At 64.2% G+C, this 24,335-nt stretch carries 28 protein-coding genes and 1 pseudogene; 22 read left to right on the forward strand and 7 right to left on the reverse strand.

What is annotated here, in order from left to right; translation table 11 throughout:
- Nucleotides 1-388 precede the first annotated feature (388 nt).
- The 6 genes and pseudogenes from gpt to ACB031_RS04905 all read left to right on the forward strand — a co-directional run bounded on the left by gpt (nt 389) and on the right by ACB031_RS04905 (nt 6,100).
- Nucleotides 389-856, forward strand: coding sequence for a xanthine phosphoribosyltransferase (gene gpt / locus ACB031_RS04880; RefSeq protein WP_005297888.1), 468 nt, complete (start codon nt 389-391; stop codon nt 854-856).
- A 120-nt stretch (nt 857-976) separates the two neighbouring features.
- Nucleotides 977-2,245: an esterase FrsA gene (gene frsA, locus ACB031_RS04885; RefSeq protein WP_268009545.1), complete on the forward strand. Its 1,269-nt coding sequence runs from the start codon at nt 977-979 to the stop codon at nt 2,243-2,245.
- Between the two features lie 61 nt (nt 2,246-2,306).
- Nucleotides 2,307-2,699 (forward strand): sigma factor-binding protein Crl, encoded by a 393-nt coding sequence (crl, locus tag ACB031_RS04890; RefSeq protein WP_005297893.1) that lies wholly within the window; start codon nt 2,307-2,309, stop codon nt 2,697-2,699.
- A 161-nt stretch (nt 2,700-2,860) separates the two neighbouring features.
- On the forward strand, nt 2,861-3,964 hold the full coding sequence (proB, locus tag ACB031_RS04895; RefSeq protein ID WP_371139138.1) for a glutamate 5-kinase: 1,104 nt from the start codon (nt 2,861-2,863) through the stop codon (nt 3,962-3,964).
- 80 nt (nt 3,965-4,044) lie between these two features.
- Nucleotides 4,045-5,310: pseudogene (locus ACB031_RS04900) on the forward strand (glutamate-5-semialdehyde dehydrogenase); the annotation flags it as partial.
- Between the two features lie 154 nt (nt 5,311-5,464).
- Nucleotides 5,465-6,100, forward strand: coding sequence for a murein L,D-transpeptidase catalytic domain family protein (locus ACB031_RS04905; protein WP_279485335.1), 636 nt, complete (start codon nt 5,465-5,467; stop codon nt 6,098-6,100).
- A 63-nt stretch (nt 6,101-6,163) separates the two neighbouring features.
- Here the strand turns inward: ACB031_RS04905 and ACB031_RS04910 are convergent, their stop codons facing one another.
- Nucleotides 6,164-6,595, reverse strand: a complete 432-nt coding sequence (locus ACB031_RS04910) for a universal stress protein (protein ID WP_005297901.1) — start codon at nt 6,593-6,595, stop codon at nt 6,164-6,166.
- Nucleotides 6,596-6,805: 210 nt separating this feature from the next.
- On the opposite strand from ACB031_RS04910, the gene ACB031_RS04915 reads away from it, so the two are divergent.
- Nucleotides 6,806-7,549: a hypothetical protein gene (locus ACB031_RS04915; RefSeq protein WP_017766362.1), complete on the forward strand. Its 744-nt coding sequence runs from the start codon at nt 6,806-6,808 to the stop codon at nt 7,547-7,549.
- A gap of 48 nt (nt 7,550-7,597) precedes the next feature.
- Here ACB031_RS04915 and ACB031_RS04920 read toward each other — a convergent pair whose 3' ends face one another.
- Together ACB031_RS04920 and ACB031_RS04925 are read right to left on the reverse strand one after the other, a co-directional pair.
- The gene (locus ACB031_RS04920; protein ID WP_236672655.1) at nt 7,598-7,696 is read right to left on the reverse strand and encodes an RNA methyltransferase; all 99 of its coding nucleotides are present in this window, start codon (nt 7,694-7,696) and stop codon (nt 7,598-7,600) included.
- Between the two features lie 31 nt (nt 7,697-7,727).
- The gene (locus ACB031_RS04925) at nt 7,728-8,231 is read right to left on the reverse strand and encodes an RNA methyltransferase (RefSeq protein ID WP_274181557.1); all 504 of its coding nucleotides are present in this window, start codon (nt 8,229-8,231) and stop codon (nt 7,728-7,730) included.
- Nucleotides 8,232-8,428: 197 nt separating this feature from the next.
- On the opposite strand from ACB031_RS04925, the gene ACB031_RS04930 reads away from it, so the two are divergent.
- Entirely contained in the window at nt 8,429-9,520 is a 1,092-nt protein-coding gene (locus tag ACB031_RS04930; protein WP_024941444.1) for a PfkB family carbohydrate kinase, read from the forward strand.
- Entirely contained in the window at nt 9,514-10,422 is a 909-nt protein-coding gene (locus ACB031_RS04935; protein WP_005297912.1) for a pseudouridine-5'-phosphate glycosidase, read from the forward strand. Before ACB031_RS04930 ends, ACB031_RS04935 begins: the two co-directional genes overlap by 7 nt.
- 74 nt (nt 10,423-10,496) lie before the next feature.
- Here the strand turns inward: ACB031_RS04935 and ACB031_RS04940 are convergent, their stop codons facing one another.
- Nucleotides 10,497-11,222 carry a carbonic anhydrase gene (locus tag ACB031_RS04940; RefSeq protein WP_371139139.1) on the reverse strand — a complete coding sequence of 242 codons (726 nt, stop codon included), beginning with the start codon at nt 11,220-11,222 and terminating at the stop codon, nt 10,497-10,499.
- Between the two features lie 450 nt (nt 11,223-11,672).
- On the opposite strand from ACB031_RS04940, the gene ACB031_RS04945 reads away from it, so the two are divergent.
- Nucleotides 11,673-12,650 (forward strand): cytochrome-c peroxidase, encoded by a 978-nt coding sequence (locus tag ACB031_RS04945; protein WP_371139140.1) that lies wholly within the window; start codon nt 11,673-11,675, stop codon nt 12,648-12,650.
- Between the two features lie 242 nt (nt 12,651-12,892).
- The gene (locus ACB031_RS04950; RefSeq protein ID WP_336288786.1) at nt 12,893-13,648 is read left to right on the forward strand and encodes a DNA/RNA non-specific endonuclease; all 756 of its coding nucleotides are present in this window, start codon (nt 12,893-12,895) and stop codon (nt 13,646-13,648) included.
- A gap of 47 nt (nt 13,649-13,695) precedes the next feature.
- Here the strand turns inward: ACB031_RS04950 and ACB031_RS04955 are convergent, their stop codons facing one another.
- The 3 genes from ACB031_RS04955 to ACB031_RS04965 are packed head-to-tail and all read right to left on the reverse strand — an operon-like array spanning nt 13,696 to nt 15,442.
- Nucleotides 13,696-13,911, reverse strand: a complete 216-nt coding sequence (locus ACB031_RS04955; protein ID WP_005297921.1) for a hypothetical protein — start codon at nt 13,909-13,911, stop codon at nt 13,696-13,698.
- Between the two features lie 44 nt (nt 13,912-13,955).
- Complete coding sequence (locus ACB031_RS04960) at nt 13,956-15,032, reverse strand: methyltransferase (RefSeq protein WP_371139141.1); 1,077 nt, start codon at nt 15,030-15,032, stop codon at nt 13,956-13,958.
- A gap of 17 nt (nt 15,033-15,049) precedes the next feature.
- Entirely contained in the window at nt 15,050-15,442 is a 393-nt protein-coding gene (locus ACB031_RS04965) for a hypothetical protein (RefSeq protein WP_371139142.1), read from the reverse strand.
- A 247-nt stretch (nt 15,443-15,689) separates the two neighbouring features.
- On the opposite strand from ACB031_RS04965, the gene ACB031_RS04970 reads away from it, so the two are divergent.
- From ACB031_RS04970 to ACB031_RS05020, 11 genes are read left to right on the forward strand one after another with little or no spacing between them, the layout of a single operon-like run.
- On the forward strand, nt 15,690-16,400 hold the full coding sequence (locus ACB031_RS04970; protein WP_371139143.1) for a beta-ketoacyl synthase chain length factor: 711 nt from the start codon (nt 15,690-15,692) through the stop codon (nt 16,398-16,400).
- Nucleotides 16,385-17,143 carry a lysophospholipid acyltransferase family protein gene (locus ACB031_RS04975; protein ID WP_017781051.1) on the forward strand — a complete coding sequence of 253 codons (759 nt, stop codon included), beginning with the start codon at nt 16,385-16,387 and terminating at the stop codon, nt 17,141-17,143. Before ACB031_RS04970 ends, ACB031_RS04975 begins: the two co-directional genes overlap by 16 nt.
- Before the next feature lie 17 nt (nt 17,144-17,160).
- Nucleotides 17,161-17,427: a phosphopantetheine-binding protein gene (locus ACB031_RS04980; protein ID WP_005297932.1), complete on the forward strand. Its 267-nt coding sequence runs from the start codon at nt 17,161-17,163 to the stop codon at nt 17,425-17,427.
- A 3-nt stretch (nt 17,428-17,430) separates the two neighbouring features.
- Nucleotides 17,431-17,679, forward strand: a complete 249-nt coding sequence (locus tag ACB031_RS04985; RefSeq protein WP_005297934.1) for an acyl carrier protein — start codon at nt 17,431-17,433, stop codon at nt 17,677-17,679.
- A complete protein-coding gene (locus ACB031_RS04990) occupies nt 17,648-18,286 on the forward strand; it encodes a hypothetical protein (RefSeq protein ID WP_371139144.1) in 639 nt (212 codons plus the stop codon). The genes ACB031_RS04985 and ACB031_RS04990 overlap by 32 nt, the downstream gene beginning before the upstream one ends.
- A complete protein-coding gene (locus tag ACB031_RS04995) occupies nt 18,283-19,653 on the forward strand; it encodes an AMP-binding protein (RefSeq protein WP_371139145.1) in 1,371 nt (456 codons plus the stop codon). The genes ACB031_RS04990 and ACB031_RS04995 overlap by 4 nt, the downstream gene beginning before the upstream one ends.
- Complete coding sequence (locus tag ACB031_RS05000; RefSeq protein ID WP_123246695.1) at nt 19,637-19,993, forward strand: hydroxymyristoyl-ACP dehydratase; 357 nt, start codon at nt 19,637-19,639, stop codon at nt 19,991-19,993. The genes ACB031_RS04995 and ACB031_RS05000 overlap by 17 nt, the downstream gene beginning before the upstream one ends.
- Complete coding sequence (locus ACB031_RS05005; protein WP_371139146.1) at nt 19,990-21,693, forward strand: glycosyltransferase; 1,704 nt, start codon at nt 19,990-19,992, stop codon at nt 21,691-21,693. The genes ACB031_RS05000 and ACB031_RS05005 overlap by 4 nt, the downstream gene beginning before the upstream one ends.
- The gene (hutH, locus tag ACB031_RS05010) at nt 21,680-23,242 is read left to right on the forward strand and encodes a histidine ammonia-lyase (protein ID WP_371139147.1); all 1,563 of its coding nucleotides are present in this window, start codon (nt 21,680-21,682) and stop codon (nt 23,240-23,242) included. Before ACB031_RS05005 ends, hutH begins: the two co-directional genes overlap by 14 nt.
- On the forward strand, nt 23,239-23,679 hold the full coding sequence (locus ACB031_RS05015) for a thioesterase family protein (RefSeq protein WP_324053288.1): 441 nt from the start codon (nt 23,239-23,241) through the stop codon (nt 23,677-23,679). Before hutH ends, ACB031_RS05015 begins: the two co-directional genes overlap by 4 nt.
- Nucleotides 23,676-24,290, forward strand: a complete 615-nt coding sequence (locus ACB031_RS05020) for an outer membrane lipoprotein carrier protein LolA (RefSeq protein ID WP_371139148.1) — start codon at nt 23,676-23,678, stop codon at nt 24,288-24,290. The genes ACB031_RS05015 and ACB031_RS05020 overlap by 4 nt, the downstream gene beginning before the upstream one ends.
- Nucleotides 24,291-24,335: the final 45 nt, after the last annotated feature.

Below are 24,335 nucleotides of genomic sequence, written 5' to 3' on the forward strand. Positions count from 1 at the left end.
TGAGTGAGGAATCCATCCTCCCCCTGCTATTTTTTTATCTGCCGAGCGGCAAACCCCGCCGGGGAGAAGAAAAGAGGGAGTCAGCCGGACTTGCTTCGATTTTTTTCCTGCATTTCGCATACGTTTGCCAGTCAATTTATCCGCAAACGATGGTATCATGCCCGCCCAACAGCCTGTCTGCGGTCCTGCCCCCGGGTGAGATGACCGCCAGCTCTGCCCATCCTGCTTCCATTGCATCTGTTTTCGCTGCCGAGGGTCTTCTCCCGAGGCGGCCGCGGTGCAAGCCGAATTTGGGGAAAAGGGCCGTCAGCATTAACGAAATCACGTGCGTCTGCACGGGGTTTAAAGTCTTAAGTGATTGTTTTTATAACTCGTTGAGATCGATAGTATGCCGAAAAAGTTTTATGTGTCGTGGGACAACCTGCAACGTGAAGCGCGCCGTCTGGCCCGTCGTCAACTGCCTGTCAGCCAGTGGAAAGGGATCATCGCGGTCAGCCGCGGCGGCCTGGTTCCGGCGGCGCTGATGGCCCGTGAACTTGGCATCCGCAACGTCGAAACCCTCTGCATCTCCAGCTACGACCACAACAACCAGCGCGATCTGGTGGTGGTGAAGGCCGCCAGCACCGCGGGTGACGGCGAAGGCTGGCTGGTGGTGGAAGATCTGGTGGACACGGGCACCACTGCCAAGGTGATCCGCGAGCTCTACCCCAAGGCCAAATTCATCGCCATCTTCGCCAAGCCCATGGGCGAGCCGCTGCTGGATGATTTCGAAGTGGCCATCCCGCAGGACACCTGGATCGAACAGCCGTGGGACATGGCGCTGGAGTTCGCCACCCCCATCTGCGACGAAGAGTAAGCCGCAAAGCTGCTGCAAAGGGCCCCTGTATGGGGCCCTGTTTTTTTGTGGTGCAACTGGCTGCCCGGCGGCAAAAGTGGTTAAGATGGAGCCATTGCATGACAGAAATGAGTAACAGCTTTGGACTTGAACGACGACCTCAACCTGACCGAGCAGCTCTTTACCCGGGTCAAGAAGGTGCTGGAGACCTCCGAAGTCTCCAACTCCAGCCCGGTGGAGGAGCAGGATCACAATGTGGACGAGAGCTTCATCGACGGTTCCATGTCAACGCGCTGGTATCGTCTGCTGCGCCGGCCAACCTGGGCCTGGCAGGGGGCGGATCCGGTCGAGGTGGAGCAGACTCTGGCCCGCATCGCCATGGGCGAGGGCGAGCGTACCCACGAGCGCTTCCTCGACACCATCAAGGGTTATGTGCCCGGCAACTGGGTCTATGAGTGGAGCCAGCTGGCCGGCCGCTACTTCAACCGGGGGCGCGAGCTGGTGGCGCAGGGCGAGCGGGGCGCAGCCCTGAAAAGCCTGCTCAAGGCGGTACGTTACTACTCCATTGCCAGTTATCCCCACCTGAAGAATGACGAGCTGGCGGATCAGGCCCAGTTGCTCGGCAACATGGCCTACCGCGAGGGGGGCCGCCTGTTCAAGGTGCCGCTCAAGGAGCTCCAGGTGCCGTTTCGCGGCAAGCACATTCAGGGCTACCTGCACCTGCCGACCACCGACAAGCCGGTGCCCCTGGTCATCGTCAGCGGCGGCATCGACTCGCTGCAGGTCGACTTCCTCAACCTCTATCTCAAGTGCCTGGAGCCCAACGGCATCGGCATGCTGTCGCTGGACATGCCGGGCATCGGTTATGCCGAGCACTGGCCGCTGGTGCAGGACACCAGCAGGCTCCATCAGGCGGTCTTGAACCATCTGTCCGAGGTGGCCTGGGTCGATCACCAGCGCATCGCCATGGTGGGATTTCGTCTGGCGGGCAATGTGGCGGCGCGCCTCGCCTTCATCGAGCCGTTCAAGCTGCGGACCGTGGTCTGCATCGGTGCCGGTGTCAACCAGGTGTTTACCAATCATGAGATGTTCGCCCGCTGCCCGCGCATGATGCGGGACGGGCTGGCCAACCGCCTCGGCGCCGATGCGGCCGAGTGGGAGTCGCTGCGCACCAAGTGCCAGGTATTTTCACTCAAGACGCAAGGATTGCTGGGGACTCGCACATCTGTGCCGATATTGAGTATTGGACACAAGCGAGATTTCATTTGTCCCGAGCAGGATGTACGGGCATTGGCCTCCGCCAGCCGCAACGGCAAGGCGGTGGTGTTCGATAAACAACCCTTGCTGGAGGTGTACGACGAGGCGTTGAAAGAGATGGTCGACTGGCTCAAGAAGCACTTATGTACATGATATAGCGCTAAAATTTATCGTCATCCCAGGGTGACGTGGCTTGTTCAACAGGGAGGTTAACATGTCAGAAAGAGTGACCTACAAGCGACTGCTGAGGCAGTTTGCCGCGATTGGCCCCTATTTACGTGAGGACCTGTGTGAAGAGGGGCGTTACCGTTTCGACTGCCTTTCCGTCTGTGTCAGTGCCAAGCCGGCACCGGACAAACGGGAGTTCTGGGGCTGGTGGCTGGTGCTGGAGCAAGACGATCACAGCTTCAGCTACCACTATCAGGTCGGCTTCTACAATGCGGACGGGGAGTGGCTCGACAAGCCGTTGCCCAAGAAGCATCAGGTGGAAGTCGAACGCACCCTCAACCACTTCTACAAGCTCATCAGCGACAAGCTGCACCAGCTTGGTTGCCAGCTCGCTCCCGCCGAGCAGGTCACCAACGAGCTGACCGTCACCGCCGCCTGATGACCCGCCGCCCCGCCAGCCACCCATCGGCTGGCGGGGCATTTCTTTGCCGCGCAGCCGGCCATCCCGATTTCCCGCCTGCCGGGCGGCGTTAATTGCCTTGCAGGGCAACAGGGCCGTGGGTATAAAGGGATTCCTTACATTTCAGCCTTTTTGCTCCCATGGAAAACAGAACCATAGTCGTCAAACTGGGCACCAGCGTGCTCACCGGGGGATCTTCCCAGCTCAATCGTGCCCACATGGTCGAGCTGGTCAGACAGTGTGCAGCCTTGCACCGTGACGGCCACAGGGTCGTGATGGTCACTTCGGGGGCCATCGCCGCCGGCCGTGAGCATCTGGGCCACCCTCCGTTGGCGCCAACCCTGCCCAACAAACAGATGCTGGCGGCGGTGGGCCAGACCCAGCTGATCCGGGTCTGGCAGGATCTGTTCAACCTCTATGGGCTGCACATCGGCCAGATGCTGCTGACCAGAGCCGATCTGGAGGACAGGGAGCGCTACCTCAATGCCCGCGACACCCTGCGCACCCTGCTGGATCACCGCATCATCCCGGTCATCAACGAGAACGACGCTGTGGCCACCGCCGAGATCAAGGTGGGGGACAACGACAACCTCTCCGCTCGCGCCGCCATCCTGGCCGATGCGGATCTGCTGATCCTGCTCACCGACCAGAAGGGGCTCTTCACCGCCGATCCGCGCACCAATCCGGATGCCCAGCTCATCGAAGAGGTACAGACCATAGACGACACCCTGCGCAAGCTGGCGGGTGACAGCGTCAGCGGGCTCGGCACCGGTGGCATGGCCACCAAGCTGCAGGCGGCTGATGTGGCACGTCGCGCCGGGGTCAACGTGGTGATCGCCACCGGCCAGATGCCGGAGGTGGTGGGTCGTCTCGCCAGGGGCGAGCGTATCGGCACCCTGTTCCCGGCGCTGGCCTCTCCGCTGGAAGGGCGCAAGAGCTGGATCCTGGCAGGGCCGCCCCCTCACGGCGAGGTGCAGGTGGACCAGGGGGCTGTCGCCGCCATGCAGGAGAAGGGCTCCAGCCTGCTGCCCAAGGGCATAGTTGCGGTGAAGGGGGATTTCGTGCGCGGCGACGTGGTGCGTATTCTCGATCCCAAGGGGGCCGAGCTGGCGCGCGGCATCTGCCGTTACAATCATCTGGAGCTGGATAAACTGCGCGGCGTCCATTCGGACAACATCGAACAGGTGCTGGGTTACGGCTACGGCGCCGTTGCGATCCACCGCGACGACATGGTGCTGCTGTGAGGCGTCAGTCGCGGCAGAGCATGGGCTGCGGCACACCAGGATAAGAGAGGCGCCGCCATCAGGCGGCCCCGCAAGAACCAAAGGGAAGAGAGATGAGTCTGGAGAAAATGGGGCAGACAGCCCGCGAAGCCGCCTATCAGCTGGCCACCGTCAGCACGGCGCAGAAGAACCGGGCGCTGGCCGCCATCGCCGACGAGCTGGAGGCGCGCAGCCACCAGATCCTGGCCGCCAACGAGAAAGACATCGCCGCCGGGCGCGAGGTGGGCCTCTCCGAGGCCATGCTGGATCGGCTGCTGCTCAATCCGGCCCGACTGGCCGGTATCGTGGCGGACGTGCGCAAGGTGATCTCCCTGGATGATCCGGTCGGCAGCGAGATCGACAGCCGGGTGCTGGAGAACGGCCTGCGTCTCTCCCGTCGCAGGGTGCCCATCGGGGTCATCGGCGTCATCTACGAGGCGCGCCCCAACGTCACCATCGACATCGCCAGCCTCTGCCTCAAGACCGGCAACGCCAGCATACTGCGCGGCGGCCGCGAGACCTTCCACTCCAACCTGGAGCTGGTGCGGGTGATCCAGCGCGCGCTGGCGGCCTCCGGCCTGCCCGAGGCGGCGGTGCAGTACATCGACAATCCGGACAGGGCCCTGGTGGGTGAGCTGCTGCGCCTCGACCGTTACGTGGACATGATTATCCCCCGCGGCGGCGCCGGCCTGCACAAGATGTGCAAGGAGAACAGCTCGATTCCGGTCATCATCGGCGGTTTTGGCATCAGCCACATTTTCGTGGACGAGAGCGCCGATCTGGCCCGGGCCTTGCCCCTCATCGACAACGCCAAGGTACAGCGCCCCTCCGCCTGCAACGCCCTCGACACCCTGCTGGTGCACGAGAAGGTGGCGCCGGCCCTGTTGCCGCAACTGGTTGGCTTAATGAACGAGCGCAAGGTGGCCCTGGTGGCCACGCCGGAGGCCATGCCGCTGCTGGCGGGCGCCGACAGCCTGCGTGCCGCCGGCCCGGAAGACTTCGATACCGAGTGGCTCTCGCTGACCCTGGGGATCAAACTGGTGGCGGATGTGAACGAGGCGCTGGCTCATATGCGCGAGCACAATGCCGGTCACTCCGATGCCATCCTCACCAACGATCTGGCCAATGCCGAGCGTTTCGTCAACGGCGCCGGTTCGGCGGCTGTCTACGTCAACGCCTCCACCCGTTTCACCGATGGCGGCCAGTTTGGTCTCGGCGCCGAAGTGGCGGTATCGACCCAAATGTTGCACGCTCGTGGCCCCATGGGGCTGACCGAGCTCACCAGCTACAAATGGGTGGGATTGGCGGATTATCTGAGCCGCGCCTGAGCCCCCTTTTGGCCCTGTGTGAAGATGCCGACCCTGGTCGGCATTTTTTTGCTTTTTTCTTGCGGGCTATCAGGGGGTTGCATATAACTATCCAGCAGGGTGTGGCGATATTTTGCACACTTTGCTAGCAACAAAAACGGGAGCAGATTCAAGGATGAAGCAGACAGATTGGATAAAGCGCTGGGGAGCGCTGTGGCTGAGCATGCCACTGTTGCTGGGGGCGCTCTGTTTCAGCAGCAGCAGCCACGCCAGCTGGGATCAGGATCTCTATCGCCAGCTGGGGCTGGCCGGCAAGCTCGACAAACAGGTGTTTCGCAAGGCCCTCAACAGTTACCAGAGCGTGCGCCACAAGCGCAAACCCATTCTCACCATCATCGACTACAGCAAACCCTCAACCCAGCGCCGCTTGTTCGTCATCGACGTGAAACGCCACAAGCTGCTCTATCACACCTGGGTCAGCCATGGCCGCAATTCGGGTGAGCGGGACGCTCGCCAGTTTTCCAACCAGTTCAACTCCATGAAGAGTTCGCTCGGGGTCTATCGCACCGCCGAAACCTATCAGGGCAAGCACGGCTATTCGCTGCGCCTCGACGGCCTGAGCCCGGGCCAGAACAGCAACGCCCGCAAGCGGGCCATCGTCGTGCACGGCGCTGACTATGCGAGTCCCCGTCATCTGCTCAAATATGACAAGCTGGGGCGCAGCTGGGGTTGCCCGGCACTGCCCAAGGAGCAATCCAGGGCCATCATCGACATCATCAAGGGGGGCAGCGTCATCTACGCCCACGGCTGAGGCCTGCCTTAGGGCCAAAAAAGAAGGCCAGCATATGCTGGCCTTCTTTTTTCGGGTGATGGATTACTTGCGCACCACCAGCACGGGGCAGGGGGCGTGACGGACCACGGATTCGGCGACGCTGCCCACCAGCAGGTGGCTGATGCCGGAGCGGCCGTGGCTGCCCATCACCACCAGATCGGCCTTCTCTTCTTTGGCCTGTACGACGATCTCGTCGGCGGCGCGGCCGAAGCGTACCTCGAAGGTGGCCGGAATGGGCAGGCTGGCGATCAGCTCCTTCATCTGGCTCTTGGCCTGACGCTCCATCTCGTGGGTGATCTCGATGGCGGTCATGTGCAGGATCTTGTAGCTGTCGAAGCCGTGCAGCTGGTCCACCACGTGAACCAGTTTGAGTTCGGCCTGATGGCTCTGGGCCATGAATACGGCATAGTCGAGCACGGCTTGCGACATCTGGGAAAAATCGACCGGGCAGAGCAGGGTTTTGATGGATGGCATATGAAGGCTCCCCTATGGTTGGGTTACTAATGAATCTCATTGTCAATAATACCCATTCGGTCGGCAATAACCCTCGACTCGCTCGCAAAACCGGTAAAAAGTGGTGCTTTGCCGACGGATCTTCATATCATGGGATATGGCCTGTGCACCCTTGCCAGATAGGCCGGCTCGATGGGTGACAGCATTCGCCTCCGGAGAAATAGTCAAGACATGGTTCGTTTGCTGCTTTCATGGGTATTGCTGCTACTCTGCTGGCCCGGTCGGGCCGATCCCCTCAATGTCTATTGCGATGACTGGCCGGGTTTTTGCCAGCGGGATGGGCGTGGCATCTATCTGGACATAGTGCGTGCCATCTACCAGCCCAACGGCTACGAGGTCATCCCCCGCATCGTGCCCTACAAGCGGGCGCTGGCGGTGATCGCCCAGCAGGGGGGCGACATGGCGATGGGAGTCTACCGGGATGAGGTGAGCGGCGTGCTGCAGCCCCGTTATCCCGCCTCGGCCGATGACCTGACGGTGCTGATGCTCAAGAAATGGCAGCCCCAGTGGCTGGGCGAGTCGAGCCTCAAGGGACAGGGGGTGGTGTGGCTGCGAGGCTGGGCCTTTGACAAGTACATCCCGGTATCCATGCGCTGGCACGAGATAGACAGCCACGACATGGCGCTGCAACTGCTGGCCAAGGAGCGCTACCGTTACTATCTGACCGCCGGGGTGCTCTACTCGGAGGACTCCATTCCTGCCAACATGCATCGTACCTTCCTGCGCTGGATCCCGACCTACCCCATCTTTGCCGATACCGAGAAGGGTCGCACCCTGCAGCAGCTCTGGGATCAGGGCATGGTCAACCTGGTGCGGCACGGCACCCTGGCCGAAATCTACCGACGCTATCGGTTGCACGACTACTACCGCGGTTTTATCGAAGAGCAGGAGCGGCGGCTAAAGCCTGACAACTAAAACGCCCTGCGTCGGGGAGGGCTGGTTACCTGTTCAGGAACTTTTCTGTCAGCTTGCCGAGTTGCCGCGCACCTGCTTGGCCAGTGGGTCATAGAGAATGACGTTGACCGAGGCGGCTAGATTGATGCAGCCCTTGGGTATGGCCACGCAGATCACCTCCTGTTGCTCGTCTTTATCATCAGCGCCTCAACTGCTTGGCCAGCCGATCGTAGAGGATCACATTGACCGAGGCCGCCAGATTCATGCAACCGTGCGTCGGTACGTAGATCACCTCTTTCACCGCCTTGAAGCGGGCCGGCTCCAGGGTGCCGTCTTCGGGGCCGAAGATGTAGAAGGCGCGCTCGGGGTGGACGTAGTCCGGCAGCGAGGTCGCCCCCTCGATCAGATCCACCAGCACCGGGGTGCAGCCGTCCGGCACCATGGCCATCAGATCGTCGACCCCGAGCAGGGGGATCTGCTCCACCATCTGCTTGGTGTCGGTGACGAAACGGCGCGCCAGTTCGAAGCGGGTCCCCGTGTAGTAGACCTCGTCCGCCCCGTAGCAGCCGGCGGCCCGCATCACGGCCCCCACGTTCTCCGGTGACTTGGGGTTGACCAGCCCGATGCAGCAATAGCCTGCGTCGCCATGCGGTGCTGACTCATCCCCCTGTGGTGGCAGGCATTCGTGGTCTGACTCTCTCATCTCGCTCTCCTCTGTGGCGGCCGCATTATAAGCCGTGCCCGCCGGCAAACGCAGAAAAAGTAACAGGTAGAGGCCGAGATTCGCTTGCTTCCCATTGTCGAGTTTTTGTGCGCAAGCCGACAATTTTTGCACGAGGCGATGGCGGGTAAACGTTTTTTGGAAATAATGGACAAACGTTTGTAACTGGATGTTTGTCTATGACGGAACGTGAGCAAGAGATCCTCGCCCTGCTGCGCCAGGATCCCATGATTGCCCAGCAGGAGCTGGCGGACAGGCTCGGGATCAGCCGCTCGGCGCTGGCGAGCCACATCTCCAGCCTGATGCGTCAGGGCTATGTGCAGGGGCGCGGCTATGTGCTGCGGGAAGGGCCCTACGCCGTGGTGATCGGCGGTGCCAACATGGATATCTGCGGCTGCAGCCACGACAACCTGCGCATTGGCGACTCCAACCCGGGCCGGGTGCGCACCTCCGCCGGCGGGGTGGGGCGCAACATTGCCGAAAACCTGGCGCGCCTTGGCACCGACACCCGGCTGCTGACCGCGGTGGGTAACGATCAGTACGGCCATCACCTGCTGGAGGTGAGCCAGCGCGCCGGCGTCGACGTGCGCCAGGTGCTGGTGCTGGACGGCCAGGCCACTTCCTGTTACCTCAGCCTGCACGATGGCAGCGGCGAAATGAGCTGCGCCGTCAACGACATGGGGATCATCGACCAGCTCACACCGGCCCGGCTCGCCCCCCTGAGCGGCTTTCTCGGGGCTGCCCGGCTCTGGCTGCTCGACACCAACCTCGCCACCCACACCCTCGACTGGTTGTTCGAGCGTCAGGGGGAGCACACCATCTTCGTGGACACCGTCTCGGTGGCCAAGGTGGAGAAGATCCGCCCCTGGCTGCACCGCATCCACACCCTCAAACCGAATCGCAGCGAGGCGGAGCAGCTGTGCGGCTTGCGCATCGCCGGGCCCGACACCTGGCCCATGGCGGCGGCCTGGTTCCACCGCGCCGGGGTGCAGCGGCTGTTCCTGAGCCTCGGCGATCAGGGGATCTTTTATAGCGACGGGGAGTGCCAGGGCCATCTGTCCGTGCTCGGCAGCCCGGTCGTCAACGTGACCGGCGGCGGCGATGCCTTCATGGCAGGGCTGGCCCACGCCTGGTTGCAGGAGCAGGACATCGTCGAGACCACCCGTTTCGCCCTCGGCTGCGCCGCCCTTACCGTCAATTGTCCCGATACCGTCTTTTCCGGCCTATCCAAGGCCGCCGTTGAACGCATGCTGGAGGAGTACCCATGTTGAACGCTTACCTCGATATCCAACCGGTCGTCGCCGAAGCCCTGGCCGCCGGCAAGCCTGTGGTGGCCCTGGAGTCCACCATCATCTCCCACGGCATGCCCTATCCACAGAACGTGGAGACGGCGCGCCAGGTGGAGCAGGTGGTGCGGGACAACGGCGCCGTGCCGGCCACCATCGCCATCATCGATGGCCGCCTCAAGGTGGGTCTGGATGAGGGGGCGCTGGAGGCGCTGGGTCGGGCCGGCCACGCCGCCACCAAGTGCAGCCGCCGCGACATCCCCTTCGTGCTGGCCAACAAGGGGCTGGGGGCGACCACGGTTGCCTCCACCATGATCATTGCCGCCATGGCCGGGATCCGGGTGTTTGCCACCGGCGGTATCGGCGGCGTGCATCGCGGCGCCCAGGAGACCTTCGACATCTCCGCCGACCTGCAGGAATTTGCCCAGACCCCGGTGGCCGTGGTCTGCGCCGGCGCCAAGTCGATCCTCGACATCGGCCTGACCCTGGAGTACCTGGAGACTCAGGGCGTGCCGGTGATCGGCTACCAGACCGAGGAGCTGCCCGCCTTCTACACCCGCGAGAGCGGCTTCAAGGTGGATTACCGCCTCGAGAGCCCGGCGGCCATCGCCGAGGCGTTGCGCCTCAAGTGGGAGCTGGGGCTGGCCGGCGGCGCCGTGGTGGCCAACCCCATCCCGGCCCAGTTTGCCATGCCCAAGGCCGACATCGATGCCGCTATCGCCCAGGCACTGCGAGAGGCGGACGAGCAGGGAGTGAAGGGCAAGGCGTCCACCCCCTTCCTGCTGGCCCGGGTGTGCGAGCTGACCGGCGGCAACTCCCTGGCCGCCAACATCCAGCTGGTGCTGAACAACGCCGCGCTGGGGGCGCGCATCGCCGCCAGTCTGTAATCAGTTGCTGCAAACGAAAAAGAGGGCCTCTTGGCCCTCTTTTTTCATTTTGGCTCTGTGAGTTGCCGGGGGCGTTATTGCAGTACCAGCCGACCGTGCAGCGGCTGCACGGGTCTGTTGTTGGGGTGGTGCATCACCGCCTTGAAGGCATCGATCTGGGCCTGACTTATCTGCACCGGCTGTTTCATCACCAGCCAGCGCACCCCTTCCGAGCAGGGCGGGGTGGTCAGCGAGCCGCTGAAGCGGTAGTAGTCCCGTTTGGCGGGCAGCAACTGCTCCGCCGAGACCGCCTCCTTGAGCTGGTGCTGCTCACCTGCCTTGGCCGGCAACGACGTCCAGGCCCGGCCGAGGGCCGAATTCGCGCTGCCCGGCTCGAACATCACCGCGACCACCGCCAGCTCCCCCTGGTCATTGGCATGGACCAGGTGCCCCTCCAGGGGGTAGGATTTGCCCTCGATGAGGTTTTCGCTGGGAGCGTGGAAGTGGAACTGCTTGAGGGTGAAGTGCATGCCGTCGAGCTCCAGCGTGCTGCCCGGGGCATAGTCGACCTGCACCGTGTGGCCGTTGTTGGTGACGCTGCGGCCCCCCGCCAGGTAGTGAAACTGCAGCGGGGCCAGCTCGGCCTTGACCAGACCCGAGAGATTGACCGGCGACTGGTTGCTGCCCGCGCACTGGCCATATTCCGGGGTCAGGCTGGCCCATTTTGCCGGGCCGGCCTCGCCGCTGTATTCCCAGTGCACTGTAGCGGCAAAGGCGGCGGGGCAGAGCAACAGGGTGGCGGCCAACAGGGACTCTTTCATCATGCATCCTTATCTTGATTGAAAAGCACGGCGATCCGTTTCCTGCATTGACGAGGAAATAACGGAGGGCATCATCTGAATTGCGGGATACAGAAGGTCAGACGCTATTTTTATTATTGGCTGGGTGAACGCCGGCGATATTTATGATGCATTCAAGATGAATCTAAATAACGGGGCGGTCACGCCTGCATATTGAATAATCGCTTTATTCAATGACAGCAATCTAATTAATTGGCTGTCATTGTGGATGAATTTGCTCATAATTTATTCGTCAGAATTCAGCTCTTTTTTGCCGCGCAAGTCCCCGCCATCAGTCCGTCCGCAATATATTAATTCATTGTTTTTAATGTGGTTTTTGTTGGTCTCATTTGATCTTGAGCAAATTATGCACAGGCTTTCCCGGGCAGGCTGAGGCTGCTGTTATGCACAGCCACAAGGGAGAGATAAAAAATGAATAAATATTATCTGTTGCTGGCGCTGGGCCTGCCAGGGATGGGGTGGGCGAACGAGCCGATCCAGGCAGTGGAAGCAGCCAAGGTGAGCGCACCGGAAAAAGTCGAGTTGGGCAAGATGCTGTTTTTCGAGCCGCGGCTCTCGAAATCCAACGCCATCTCCTGCAACTCCTGCCACAACCTGGCGACCGGCGGAGTGGACAACCAGGTCAGCTCCCTCGGCCACAAGTGGAAGGAGGGGCCGATCAACTCGCCCACCGTGCTCAACTCCAGCCTCAACTTCGTGCAGTTCTGGGATGGGCGCGCCAAGGATCTGCAGGCGCAGGCAGCGGGCCCCATCGAGAACCCGCTGGAAATGGCCTTCAGCCACAAGCTGGCGGTGGAGACCCTGCACACCCTGCCCGAGTACCGGGCCCGCTTCAGCGCTGTGTACGGCAAGGGGGACTTCGGCATCGACGAGGTGACCGATGCCATCGCCGCCTTCGAGGAGACCCTGGTCACCCCCAACGCGCCGTTCGATCGCTGGCTGAAGGGGGATGCCAAGGCGCTGACTGCGCAGCAGCTGAAGGGCTATCAGCTGTTCAAGGAGAAGGGCTGCACCGCCTGCCACAACGGGGTGGCCATCGGCGGCAACTCCTACCAGAAGATGGGGCTGGTCAAGCCGTTCAAGACCGACAACCCGGCCCAGGGACGCGGTGGAGTGACCGGCGAGAAGCAGTTCATCGGCTGGTTCAAGGTGCCGACCCTGCGCAACATCGAGCTGACCTACCCCTACTTCCACGATGGCTCGGTGTGGGATCTGAAGGAGGCGGTGCAGATCATGGCGGACATCCAGCTCGGCCAGACCCTGAGCGAGCAGGAGGCGGACGACATGACCGCCTACCTCAAGAGCCTGACCGGCGAGCAGCCGCAGATCGTGTTGCCGATCCTGCCGCCCTCCCAGCCCGATACCCCCAGGCCTCAGGTCAAGAGCTGAGCGGGCGTGATGATTGCAGCGGAGCCGCCGGCTCCGCTTTTTTGTTCCTATCTATCTGATAAGCCTCTCGAAGTTACTGCACTACACAATGACAAAGGGATGACAATCCCCCAGCTGGCGACGGCGATTTTACCGATTTGCAGCCCTCTTCACATTTCCGACACGCTCACAATTCGTTCGATTGCCTTACTCATCCGACCTGGTGTCAAATCACTCCGCCTAACACAAGGAGTGGCATAATAATGAATAATATCAATAAATTAGTTCTGGCTATCGGATTCACTCTCACCACCTTCCCGAGCCTGGCGGCGGGCTTCCAATGCAAGGATCACGTCAAGCTCGGGGTGCCCAGCCAATCCAGTCAACTGCTGTGCCGGGACGGCTATGCCGCCGGTTACAACTACGACACCAAGGTCTCTGACTGGGTCTCTTATCGGATGACGGCCGCCAGCGCCCAGGGTCAGGTGCCGCGCAAGGATGCCTTTGCCGAGGACAAGGAGGTGCCGGTGCAGTTCCGCGCTACCCTGGCCGACTACAAGGGCTCCGGCTATGACCGCGGTCACCAGGCGCCCGCGGCGGACATGCGCTCCACCGCCACCACCATGAAGCAGAGCTTCCTGCTGACCAACATGACCCCGCAGCTGCCGGCGCTCAACCAGGGGGCCTGGCGCATCCTGGAGGAGAAGACCCGGCAGTGGGCCATCGCCTATCAGGATGTCTATGTGATCACCGGTCCCATCTTCACCAACTCCGATGCCTCCATCGGCAACGGTGTGACCGTGCCCCACGCCTACTACCGGGTGGTGATGGATGTAGCCAACCAGGAGGCGATCGCCTTCATCCTGCCGCAGGAGAACGTGTCGGCCAGCCGGCTGGCGGATTACATAGTGACGGTGGATGAGGTGGAGCAGCAGACCGGGCTCGATTTCTTCACCGAGCTGCCGGATGAACAGGAAGAGGCCATGGAGTCCCAGCTGATGGCCATGTGGAGCAACTGAGTTCACCCATGACGCTGATGAAAACAGGGGCCTGTCGGCCCCTGTTTCTATTTGCTCAGCTCATCACCGACCTTCTTGACGGTGTCCCGGGTGCCGTGACCGATCTCGCGGGTCACGTCCCGGGTGGTGTGGCCAATCTCGCGGGTCACATTGCGGGTGGTGTGCCCCACGGTTCTGCCCGCCTCCTTGATGTCGGCGCAGCCGCCGAGCAGGCTGCCCAGAACCAGGCCGAGGGCCATCAGGGCCATGCAGTCACGCCTCATGCCGTGCTCCTTCTCGTTTCATCATCGTTATGCCGATGGCGGCATTATGGCCTCGTGTGCAACGGGCGGGCAACCAGCAGGGTGTGGCCCGGGCCCGGGATCTCGTGCTCGGCCTCCACGTGGAAGTGGGCCTCGCGCAGGCACTGGTACAGCTCCTTGGAGTGGTAGAAGCGGCTGTTGCCGTTGGCCAGACAGGTGAAGTAGAGGGAGGTGGCGTTGAGACTGAAACTGGCGGCTTCAAAGGATTGGCGGTCCCAGAACAGCTCCAGGATGCAGACCCGGGCGTCCGGCTTCATGGCCAGCCGTATCCGGTTCAGGATGGCGACGATCTGCTCGTGACTGAAGCAGTCGAGGAACTGACTCATCCACCAGATGTCCGCCGCGCCGGGCAGGGTGCCTGGCTGCAGCAGATCCACCGGGTGACCCTGTACCCGCTCCGTCAGCCCCGCCTCATCGATGTTGCGGCGAGCCAGTGCCAGCTGTTCGGGCAAGTCCAGGATGGTGACTCGCAGGGCGGGATCCCGTTTGGCGCAGGCGATGGCCCACTTGCCGGTGTTGCCACCCAGGTCGTAGAGATGGCGCGGCTCGTAACCGAACACCTTGTCCTGGGCCTGCTGGAAGGCCCAGTCGGAGTAGAAGTGATCGAACGCGAACCAGCTGCGGCGGGCAGGCTCGGGCAGCTCGCTCAGGTGCGGATAGAGGGTCTGCCAGGGGCCGAACTCCTGCAGGCCGGCCGGCGTACCGTTGCGGATGGCGTCGAGCAGGTGGGCGAGGGGCTGGTAGCAGACGTGCTGGGTGAAGTCGAGATTGACCCGGCTCATGGTGTCGTTCAGCAGGTACTTGCCGACCCGCCCCAGCACATAGTGCTCCTCGGCCAGGTAGCAGAGCCCGCCGCCGAGCCCCATGTCCAGCAGCACGCCGGCGCCGTATTCACTCAGCTCGCATGCTTGGGCGATGTCGACCAGTGGTGCCCCCCGCTGGCCACGGGTCTCGAGATAGGCCAGCACCCCGGTTTCGCGCAGGCACCAGCTGGCCTGAAACAGCATGGGCCCGAAGGCGATTTTCTGGGCCTCGCTGATGGCTTCCAGCGCGTTGTAGGGGTCTGTCTGATAGTGATTCACGGGGGGCTCCTGCCGGATCAGCGGCTCTGCGCGCGGGCGAGTTCCAGCTGAATGGCCTGGTTCAGACCCAGTATCCAGCGGTTATAACTGCGGTGGATGCTGCCCTTGCCCTTGTCGTCCAGATTGACGCTGCTCACATAATTGATGGAATAATCGCGAGCGCTGTAGGGAATATTGATCACCGCCTGATGCTGACGCACATTGACCTGGCCCCGAATTAGTCCCGGCTGCTCCTGACGCATTACCCAGCTCTTGCTGATACCGGCCGTAATAATGGCGTTGGCGACCTGCTCCTCGGTGAGGTTGGATGGCACCGGATTGGCCGCCATATTGCGGATGGGCTGGCTGGTGGAGCAGGCGGCCAGCAGGGCACAGGCCAGCAGCAGGGATATTTTATTAATAATCTTCATAATATTTTCCTTGGGAAGGATATTCATCAATTGAGCGTGGCAATGAGACAACACAAATTGTTTATTTTCAATCACCAAGGCGGTGGATAATCCGGGCTGGCTATTATTTCTGATGAATAATGGTATTATCCGCCCGGTATTCACCTGATGACGCCATTCAATACCATGGCGCAGGCACTGCCCGTCGGGGGAGTGCCTTTTATGCTCTTCGCTCCCACCACGGTTTTAAGGACAGGTCGCCTGCAACATGCTCTCTTTCTCGCTGCTGGATAGTCAGGCGCTGTCACCCGGTCTGGCCGATGAGGCCGCCTGGCAGGCGTGGGCGCAGCAGGGGCGCTGGCCCGTCGACCCGCCGTTTCCCGCCACTCCCTTGCTGCCCATGATGATGGCGCGCCGCCTGAGCCAGGGCTCACGGCTGGCGGTACAGGTGGGTCTGAGCCTGCTGGCCCGCCACCAGGTAGACAGTGCCATCTTCGTCAGCCGCCACGGCGAGTTGGCCCGCTCCATGACGCTGCTGCGGGCGCTGGCGGACGGGCAGGCGCTCTCCCCCACCGATTTCTCCATGTCGGTCCACAACACCGCCGCCGGGCTCTGCTCCATCCAGGGCAAGGCCGCCATTCCCATGAGCTCGCTGGCTGCGGGGGAGAGCAGCCTGATGGCAGGCCTCACCGAAGCGGTCGGCGCCCTGCAGGCCGGCGCTCGCCGGGTGCTGCTGGTGGCCTTCGAGGGGCCTGTGCCCGAATTTCATCGCCCCTGGCTGGGGTCGGAGGCGCCGCCCCACGCGCTGGGACTGGTGCTGGAGGCCGGTGAGCAGTGGCGCTGCGAGGGAGTTAGCCCCGCAGTTGACGCTGCCCACCCGTGGCCCCAGAGCCTCGCCTTGTGGCGCGCCCTGCTGCTAGGCGAGCCGACCCTGATCCTCGGCGATGACCGTCAGGTGTGGAGATGGCAGCGTTGCTGAACCGGGCCTGGCGGTTGATCGGCACGGCCCTTGGCTTCACCCTGTTCGGGGTGGGGGGGCTGCTGCTCACCCTCTTCTGGTTCCCCTTGCTGGCGCTCTGTCTGCGCGGGGAGCGGCGGCGCACCCTGGCCCAGCTCACCATCCGCCACAGTTTCCGGCTGTTTCTCGCCATGCTGCGGGGCTGGGGGGTGCTCGACTATCGCGTCAGCGGCATGCCCGCCGATTTGCGTGGCGCCCTGGTGGTGGCCAATCACCCCAGCCTGCTCGACTACGTCATGCTGGCGGCCGAGATGCCGGTGTGCGACTGCATCGTCAAGCAGTCACTCTGGCGCAACCCCTTCATCGGCGGCGTGGTGCGGGCGGCCGACTACCTGCCCAACGTGGCGGGGGAGGATCTGCTGGCCCTGTGCATGGCGCGGATCCGGGCCGGCGGCCTGCTGCTGATCTTCCCGGAAGGGACCCGCACCACCCCGGGCGAACCCATCAAGCTGCAGCGCGGCGCAGCCCAGTTGGCGGTGCGCAGCCAGGTGCCGCTGCAGCTGGTGCGGATCCACTGCAGCACCCGATTTCTCACCAAGCAGGACAAATGGTTCAAGATCCCGGAAAATAAGCCGACTTTCACCATAGAATTCCTGCAGCAAGTGGCGGCGGACGAGGTGGTCGCCACCGGCCAGAGCAGTGCGCTGGCCGCTCGCCAGTTGACCCGGTTTCTCACCCGGGCCCTGCAACCCGGGCCCCAATGACAGCATATGGAACAGTTATGCAAGACCTGCATCTAGAGATAAAACAACTCATCATCGACAGCCTCAACCTCGAGGGGCTCACCCCTGACGACATCGACAGCCAGGCCCCGCTGTTTGGGGACGGCCTGGGGCTGGACTCCATCGATGCGCTGGAGCTGGGCCTTGCCATCAAGGGTCGCTACGGCATCGTCCTCTCCGCCGAGGATGAGAACACCCGTCGCCACTTTGCCTCCGTTGCGGCCCTGGTGGCCCTGGTGCAGGCCCAGTCGAAAGGGGAGGCCTGAGCCATGACCCGCGACGATATCTTTGCCCAGATCAAGGCCGCCCTCGTCGAGTTGTTCGAAGTCGACGAAGAGGCCGTCACTCCCGAGGCCCGCCTCTATCAGGATCTCGAGCTCGACAGCATAGATGCCATCGATCTGGTGGTGCATCTGCAGAAGCTGACCGGCAAGAAGATCAAGCCGGAAGAGTTCAAGTCGGTGCGCAGCGTCAACGACGTGGTGGATGCGGTCGAGCGTCTGCTGGCCGACGCCTGATGCCGGTGTCAGCCCTGCCATGATGCGCTGGCTCTCCTGGCTGGCCGGTGGTGCCCTGCTGCTCTACCCGCTGGCGGTCTACTGGGGGCTGACCCACGCCGGTCAAACCCCGCTGCTGCTCGGTCTGCTGCTCATCTTCTCGCTGCGACTCTTGCCCGGCCTGCTGAAGGGGCGGGTCCGGTTCGGCCCGCTGCCGGAGTGGCTCTGGCTGGGGCGCCTGCTGGCCTGCATCGGGCTGGGGCTGACCCTGCTCTCCGCTTTGTTCAATGCCCGGCACTGGCTGCTCTACTACCCGCTGGCGGTGAGCCTGGCGCTGCTGTGCCTGTTTGGCTGGAGCCTGACCCGCCCCATGAGCCTGGTGGAGCGGCTGGCCCGCTTGCAGGATCCCGCTTTGCCGGCGGCGGCCATCGGCTACACCCGGCGGGTGACCCAGGTCTGGTGCGGCTTCTTCGTCATCAATGGCGCCCTGGCGGCCTTCACCATCTGGCACGGGGATCTGGCGCTCTGGAGCCTCTACAACGGCCTCGTCAGCTACCTCCTGATGGGCTGCCTGATGGGGGCTGAGTATCTGGTGCGTCGCCGCCTGCTCAAGAGGCTGACCCCATGAGCCTGCTGCAAACCCTCTGGCAGCGCGATGGTGCCCAGCCGGTGGCCTTCGGCCCGCAGGGGGAGGTGACCCTGACCGAGCTGCGCCGCGCCAGCCTGCAACTGGCCAGGGCCATGGCCCGTCACGACGGCGCCGGCCGGCCAGGCGCGCGCTGGGCACTCTGCTTCGACGACAGCCTGCTGTTCACGCAAGCGTTGCTCGCCTGCGCCCTCGGCGGCTATCAGGCTATTCTGCCGGGTCATCAGCGGCTGGCCGGCCTGCAGGAACTGCAGAGCCAGTTTGACGGCCTGCTCACCGACGCCGAGCTGCCGGGTGCGGCGCTCACCGTGCCTCAGCTCAGGCTGCCGCTGGCCGATGCGCACGAGGGGCTGGACGCCGCACACGGTGATCTTGCGCCCGCGCGCCTGGATATCACCCTGTTCAGCTCCGGCTCCACCGGCGAGCCCAAGGCGATCCCCAAGGCCTGGCCCCAGCTGGAGGCCGAGTTGCGGGTGCAGATGGCGCTCTGGGGCGAGCGGCTGGCCGATGCCCGGGTGCTGGCCAGCGTCAGCCACCAGCACATCTACGGCCTGCTGTTTCGCATCCTGCTGCCGCTGGCTCTCGGCCGCCCGTTCGATCGCCGCACCATCGACTACCCGGAGCAGCTGGCGGCGCAAGGCGCCCCCTGGTGTTTGATCGCGTCGCCGGCGTTTCTGAGTCGGCTCGATCCAGCCATGCCCGCCACCGGCTGCCGGTTGATCGTCTCCTCCGGCGGTCCCCTGCAGCTGGAAGATGCCCGGCAAGCCCGGGCGCTCTTCGGCCAGCTGCCGGTGGAGATCTTCGGCAGCAGCGAGACCGGCGGCATTGGCTGGCGTCAGCGCCACCGGGAGCAGACCTCCTGGACGGCGCTGCCCGGGGTCGAGGTGCGGGTTGGCCCGGAGCAGGGGCTGCTGCTGCGCTCCCCCTTCCTGGCAGAGGACGACTGGCTGGCCTGCGCCGATCGCATCGCCCTGCACGAGGAGGGTTTCGAGCTGCTGGGACGCCAGGACAGGATCGTCAAGCTGGAGGAGAAGCGGATCTCCCTCAACGAGGTGGAGGCGCGCCTGCAGGCCCTGGCGGAGGTGGAGTCGGCCGCCGTGCTGCCGCTGCAGCAGGGTCAGCGCCAGATCCTCGGCGCCGTGCTGGTGCTAAGCGAATTGGGGGCCGCCCGCTGGGACGAGCTCGGTCAGGGGCGCTTCCTGTTGGCCCTGCGCCAGCAGCTGCGCCCCTGGCTCGAGCCGGTCGCCCTGCCGCGCAGCGTGCGCCGGGTCGTGCAGATGCCCGTCAACGCCCAGGGCAAGCGCCCCTGGCTACAACTCAAGGAGCTGTTCGATGAGCCTGTCCGCTGACACGCTGCCAACCGAGCTGGGTTGCGAAGTGCTGGCCGATGGCGTGCGCCTGCGGCTGCGACTCGATCCCGCACTGCCCTGGTTTGCAGGGCACTTTCCCGGCGCGCCCCTGCTGCCCGGGGTGACCCAGATCCACTGGGTGATGCACTACGCCGCCAGCCGGCTCAAGCTGACACTGCCGTTTCACGGGGTGGATCAGCTCAAGTTCCAGCGCCCGCTGCGCCCCGGGGCCGAGTGCAGCCTGCACCTGCAGTGGCAGGCGGACAAGGGCCAGCTCCTCTTCAGCTACCAGCTCGGGGATGAGTCGGCGAGCAGCGGACGGGTGCGGTTGACCCTATGAACCCTTGCCTTCTGATTCCCTGTTACAACCACGCCGGGCCGCTGGCCGCCGTACTGGCGCGGCTGGCCGAATTCAAGCTGCCCTGCCTGCTGGTCGACGATGGCAGCGAGCCCGTCGCCGCCGCCGCGCTCGATGCGCTGGCCGCCCAGCACCCCTGGGTCAGCCTGCTGCGCCATCCCCACAACCAGGGCAAGGGGGGCGCCGTGATGACGGGGCTGCGCCGCGCCCATGAGCTGGGGTTCAGCCATGCCCTGCAGGTGGATGCCGACGGCCAGCACGATCTGACGGATCTGCCGGCCCTGCTGGCGGAGGCGCGCCAACACCCGGCGGCGCTCGTCTCCGGCCGCCCGCTTTACGACGACTCCGTGCCCAAGGGGCGCCTCTACGGCCGCTATATCACCCATGTCTGGGTCTGGATCGAGACGCTGTCGTTCGCCATCAAGGACAGCATGTGCGGCTTTCGGGTCTATCCGCTGGCGTCCACCTGCGCCCTGCTGGAGCGGGTGGCCCTCGGCCGGCGGATGGATTTTGACACCGAGGTGATGGTGCGCCTGCACTGGGCCGGGGTGCCGATGCGCTTCGTGCCGACCCGGGTCATCTATCCCGTCGACGGCCGCTCCCACTTTCGGCTTTTTCGCGACAACCTCGACATCTCCTGGATGCACACCCGGCTGGTGTGCCGCCTGCTGTGGGATCTGCTGCTGCGCCTCTGCCGCTGGCCGGCCCGTCTCGGCGCCCGACTGACCCGGCTGTGGCGCGAGCGGCGCACCCACTGGTCGCGTACCCCGGAGCGGGGCTCATTGCTCGGCATGCAGATCATGCTGGCCAGCTACCGCCTGCTGGGGTGGCGCGGCTTCTCCCTGCTGCTCTATCCGGTCATCGGCTACTTCTGGCTGACCGGCCGCGCCCAGCGGGAGGCATCCCGGGCCTATCTGGCCCGGCTCGAGACCTTCGCCAACGCACAAGGCGTTGTGCTGCCCGCCGAGCCGAGATCGAGCTTTCGCCACTTCCTGCGCTTTGGCGAGGCGGCCCTCGACAAGCTGGCGGGCTGGCGCGGCGATATCACGGAGCAAGAGGTTGAACTGGTGGGGGCTGAGCACTACCAGGCCGCCATCAACAGTGGCAAGGGAGTGTTGCTGCTGGGCTCCCACCTGGGCGATCTCGAGTTGTGCCGGGCGCTTGGCAGTCGCAAGCAGGGGCTGCGCATCAATGCGCTGGTGTTCACCCGCCACGCGGCCCGCTTCAACGCCTTGCTCAAGCAGATCAACCCGGATTCGCACCTCAACCTCATCCAGGTGCAGGAGCTGGGGGCCGATACCGCCATCCTGCTCAAGGAGAAGCTGGAGCAGGGAGAGTGGGTGGTGATCGTCGGCGATCGCACCTCGGTGACCCGGGAGAAGCGGGTGATCTGGGCCGATTTCCTCGGCGCGCCTGCGCCCTTTCCCCTTGGCCCCTTCGTGCTCAGCAGTGTGCTGGGCTGCCCCGTCTACCTGATGTTCGGCCTCAAGGAGCAGGGGCGCTTTCGGGTGCATTTCGAGCCCTTTGCCGACGGCCAGCCCCTGCCGCGGCAGGGGCGCCAACAGATTCTCGCGTCCCGGGTACAGGCCTATGCCGATCGCCTGCAGCACCACTGCCTGCGCGCCCCGCTGGACTGGTTCAACTTTTTTGATTTCTGGCAGCTGACCGATGAACAAGAGTGAGATGAGCAGGGTTGTCTTCGGCGCGAAGCCGCTGACCATCGAAGACGTGGTGGCCCTGGCCGAAGGGCGCGCCACCCCCGCACTGAATCCGGATCCCGCCTTCATGGCCCGCATCCAGCGGGGCGCCGACTTTCTCGACCGGCTGCTGGCCGAAGAGGGGGTCATCTACGGGGTGACCACAGGCTACGGCGATTCGGTTACCCGGCCGGTGCCAACCGAGCTGGTGCCCGAGCTGCCGCTGCACCTGACCCGCTTTCACGGCTGCGGGCTGGGGGCGGATCTCGAGCTCGATGCCGCGCGCGCCGTGCTCGCCACCCGGCTCTGCTCGCTGGCACAGGGGGTCTCCGGGGTCAGCCCGGCCCTGCTCGAGCGCCTCTGCTGGCTGCTGGAGCAGGATCTGGTGCCGCGCATTCCGGAAGAGGGATCGGTGGGCGCCAGCGGCGATCTCACCCCGCTCTCCTACGTCGCCGCTGTGCTGGTGGGGGAGCGCGAGCTTCATCATGATGGTGTGCTGCGCCCCGCCGCCGAGGTCTATCGGGAGCTGGGGGTGACCCCCCTGACCCTGCGGCCGAAAGAGGGGCTGGCGCTGATGAACGGCACCTCGGTGATGACGGCGCTGGCCTGCCTTGCCTACGCCCGCACCGACTACCTGATGCGGCTGGCGACCCGGATCACCGCCCTGGTGAGTGTCGCCATGGGGGGCAACGCCTTCCACTTCGACGAGCGGTTGTTTGCCGCCAAGCCGCACCCCGGCATGCAGGGGGTCGCGGCCTGGTTGAGAGAGGATCTGGTGGCCGGTGAGCTGCCGCGCCACAGCGACCGGCTGCAGGACAGATACTCGTTGCGCTGCGCCCCCCATGTCATCGGGGTGGTGGCCGACAGCCTGCCCTGGTGGCGCCAGCTCATCGAAAACGAGCTCAACAGCGCCAACGACAACCCGCTGATCGACGGCGAAGAGGAGCACGTGATGCACGGCGGCCACTTCTACGGCGGTCACATCGCCATGGCCATGGACAGCATGAAGGCGGCCGTCGCCAACCTGGCCGACCTGCTGGATCGCCAGCTGGCCCAGCTGGTGGACAGCAAGTTCAACGGCGGCCTGCCGAGCAACCTCTCCGGCGCGCCACAGGGGCGGCAGATGATCAACCACGGCTTCAAGGCGGTGCAGATCGGCGTCTCGGCCTGGACCGCGGAGGCGCTCAAGCAGACCATGCCCGCCAGCGTCTTCTCCCGCTCCACCGAGTGCCACAATCAGGACAAGGTGAGCATGGGCACCATAGCGGCACGCGATGCGCTGCGGGTGCTGACCCTGACCGAGCAGGTAGGGGCCGCCTGCCTGCTGGCGGCGGTGCAGGGGGTGGAGCTGCGCCTCGCCCGGCCCACCCCCTTCACCCGCCCGCTTGGCTCGGCGCTGGCCGCCATGGTCACGCAGGTGCGGGCCGAGTTTGCCCCGCTGCTGGAAGACCGGGGGCTCGAGCCCGAGCTGAGGGCGCTGATCGCCCGCATTCGCCAGCGCCACTATCCCCTCTATCAGGACTCTTCACTATGAGCCGTATCCAGACTACGCCTGAACCCTGGCAGATCAGCACCGAAGTCGAGGTGACCATCCCGTTCCACGATGTGGACATGATGGCGGTCGCCTGGCACGGCCATTACTTTCGCTACATCGAGCTGGCCCGCTGTGCCCTGCTCGATCTCATCGATTACAACTATCCGCAGATGGAGGCCTCCGGCTACCTCTGGCCCATCATAGACACCCGGATGAAGTACCTGGCACCGCTTCGCTTCGGCCAGCGGGTGCGGGTGCGCGCCACCCTGACCGAGTACCAGAACCGCCTGAAGATCGACTACCTGCTGAGCGACGCCGCGAGCGGCACCCGCACCAGCAAGGGTTACAGCATCCAGGTGGCGGTGAGCAAGGCAAGCGGCGAGATGTGTCTGGCCTCGCCCCAGGTGCTGCTGGACAAGCTGGGGGTGAGCCAGTGAGCCGGCTGATGGGGCCGCTGCTGGCCGGTCTGATCCTGTTGCTGACATGGCCGCTGCAGGCGGCGCCCCTGAGCCGGGCCGAGGTGCAGCAGTTGCTCGCCCTGAGCCAGGCCAAGGAGGCCCGCTTCGAGCAGGAGAAGCAGGTGGCTGGGCTGAGCCAGCCCCTCAGGGCCTCCGGCGAGCTGCTGCTGGTACGCGATCTAGGGCTCTGGTGGCAGCAGCAGAAACCCTTCCCGCTGACCCTTGTCCTGACGCCGACGCGCATGGTGCAGCAGATGGCGGGCCAGCCCGCCACCGTCATCGACAACCCCCAGCTGCTGGAGTTCAGCCAGATGCTGCTGGCGCTGTTCGGCTCGGACGAGGCGACCCTGAGCCGTTACTTCAGCATCGACTTTCACAGCACGGAGGATGGCTGGCAGCTGGTGCTGGTGCCGACCCTGGCGCCGTTCGACAAGGTGTTCGCCAGCCTCACCCTGAGCGGGCAGGGGCAGCTGGATCAGCTGCTTATCGCCGACAAGCAGGGTGACAGCACCCGCATCCGCTTCAGCGACTGGCGCGAGCGCCCCCTGCCATTGACCCCTGAGGAGCAGGCCCGCTTTGCTGTCCACTAGTATCCCGCTGCGCCAGCGAACCGCTCCCGCCGGGACGAGGAGAGC

This window comes from Aeromonas sp. S8(2024) (assembly GCF_041403085.1).
Classification (GTDB): domain Bacteria; phylum Pseudomonadota; class Gammaproteobacteria; order Enterobacterales; family Aeromonadaceae; genus Aeromonas; species Aeromonas dhakensis.

Coding starts and splice junctions, on each gene's coding strand:
- gpt (WP_005297888.1), top strand. CDS start 389: ATGCCGAAAAAGTTTTATGTGTCGTGGGACAACCTGCAACGTGAAGCG.
- crl (WP_005297893.1), top strand. CDS start 2,307: ATGTCAGAAAGAGTGACCTACAAGCGACTGCTGAGGCAGTTTGCCGCG.
- proB (WP_371139138.1), top strand. CDS start 2,861: ATGGAAAACAGAACCATAGTCGTCAAACTGGGCACCAGCGTGCTCACC.
- ACB031_RS04905 (WP_279485335.1), top strand. CDS start 5,465: ATGAAGCAGACAGATTGGATAAAGCGCTGGGGAGCGCTGTGGCTGAGC.
- ACB031_RS04910 (WP_005297901.1), bottom strand. CDS start 6,595: ATGCCATCCATCAAAACCCTGCTCTGCCCGGTCGATTTTTCCCAGATG.
- ACB031_RS04915 (WP_017766362.1), top strand. CDS start 6,806: ATGGTTCGTTTGCTGCTTTCATGGGTATTGCTGCTACTCTGCTGGCCC.
- ACB031_RS04925 (WP_274181557.1), bottom strand. CDS start 8,231: ATGAGAGAGTCAGACCACGAATGCCTGCCACCACAGGGGGATGAGTCA.
- ACB031_RS04930 (WP_024941444.1), top strand. CDS start 8,429: ATGACGGAACGTGAGCAAGAGATCCTCGCCCTGCTGCGCCAGGATCCC.
- ACB031_RS04935 (WP_005297912.1), top strand. CDS start 9,514: ATGTTGAACGCTTACCTCGATATCCAACCGGTCGTCGCCGAAGCCCTG.
- ACB031_RS04940 (WP_371139139.1), bottom strand. CDS start 11,222: ATGAAAGAGTCCCTGTTGGCCGCCACCCTGTTGCTCTGCCCCGCCGCC.
- ACB031_RS04945 (WP_371139140.1), top strand. CDS start 11,673: ATGAATAAATATTATCTGTTGCTGGCGCTGGGCCTGCCAGGGATGGGG.
- ACB031_RS04950 (WP_336288786.1), top strand. CDS start 12,893: ATGAATAATATCAATAAATTAGTTCTGGCTATCGGATTCACTCTCACC.
- ACB031_RS04955 (WP_005297921.1), bottom strand. CDS start 13,911: ATGAGGCGTGACTGCATGGCCCTGATGGCCCTCGGCCTGGTTCTGGGC.
- ACB031_RS04965 (WP_371139142.1), bottom strand. CDS start 15,442: ATGAAGATTATTAATAAAATATCCCTGCTGCTGGCCTGTGCCCTGCTG.
- ACB031_RS04970 (WP_371139143.1), top strand. CDS start 15,690: ATGCTCTCTTTCTCGCTGCTGGATAGTCAGGCGCTGTCACCCGGTCTG.
- ACB031_RS04975 (WP_017781051.1), top strand. CDS start 16,385: ATGGCAGCGTTGCTGAACCGGGCCTGGCGGTTGATCGGCACGGCCCTT.
- ACB031_RS04980 (WP_005297932.1), top strand. CDS start 17,161: ATGCAAGACCTGCATCTAGAGATAAAACAACTCATCATCGACAGCCTC.
- ACB031_RS04985 (WP_005297934.1), top strand. CDS start 17,431: ATGACCCGCGACGATATCTTTGCCCAGATCAAGGCCGCCCTCGTCGAG.
- ACB031_RS04990 (WP_371139144.1), top strand. CDS start 17,648: ATGCGGTCGAGCGTCTGCTGGCCGACGCCTGATGCCGGTGTCAGCCCT.
- ACB031_RS04995 (WP_371139145.1), top strand. CDS start 18,283: ATGAGCCTGCTGCAAACCCTCTGGCAGCGCGATGGTGCCCAGCCGGTG.
- ACB031_RS05000 (WP_123246695.1), top strand. CDS start 19,637: ATGAGCCTGTCCGCTGACACGCTGCCAACCGAGCTGGGTTGCGAAGTG.
- ACB031_RS05005 (WP_371139146.1), top strand. CDS start 19,990: ATGAACCCTTGCCTTCTGATTCCCTGTTACAACCACGCCGGGCCGCTG.
- hutH (WP_371139147.1), top strand. CDS start 21,680: ATGAACAAGAGTGAGATGAGCAGGGTTGTCTTCGGCGCGAAGCCGCTG.
- ACB031_RS05015 (WP_324053288.1), top strand. CDS start 23,239: ATGAGCCGTATCCAGACTACGCCTGAACCCTGGCAGATCAGCACCGAA.